Genomic DNA, 525 nt, shown 5'->3' with positions numbered 1-525 from the left:
GCATGCGGAGCCAGTAGCGGCCCCGGGCCCGCATCGCTGCCTGGACGATGCCGTGGTTGACGTAGACGTCGCCGGCGAGGGCGTCGTTGTGGCAGACGGACAGCTGGTCGGGGTGGTCGCGAAGGTAGCTGCGGGCCCGGCGGGTGCCCACGGTGGAGAACCAGACGACCCGGGCGAGCAGGGACAGCCGGCCCGCCACTCCCCCGCTCGCGGTGGGCAGCCACGCACCCCCGGCCTCGTCGAGGGTGAAGCGACGCACGTCGACTCCTGCTCGGAGCCACTCCTGCTCGAGGTGGAAGGCCACCGCACCCACCCCGGTGCCCGGGCCGATCTCCGGGGTGATCTGGACGATGGTGGTCACGCGGCGGTCACCGACGCAGGTTGCACGCGGTCCGCCGACGCAGGCGTCGGACCGTGCTCGACCGACCTCTCAGCGTGCCTCTTGGCACCGAGACAGTTCCCGAGCACGACGAACGGCAGGGACCCCATGACGGCGGCCCAGAAGAGGTCGAACTGGCCCTGGAC

General features: G+C 72.0%; 1 protein-coding gene. It reads right to left on the bottom strand.

The window, feature by feature from the left end:
- Positions 1 to 361: hypothetical protein (locus tag AC1DFM_RS34715; RefSeq protein ID WP_477081372.1), on the bottom strand; the 361-nt coding region annotated here is incomplete at its 3' end.
- Between the last annotated feature and the right edge of the window lie 164 nt (positions 362 to 525).

The organism is Chitinophaga sp. 05T412, assembly GCF_056396465.1.
This window is presented reverse-complemented; position numbering and strand designations above follow the sequence as displayed.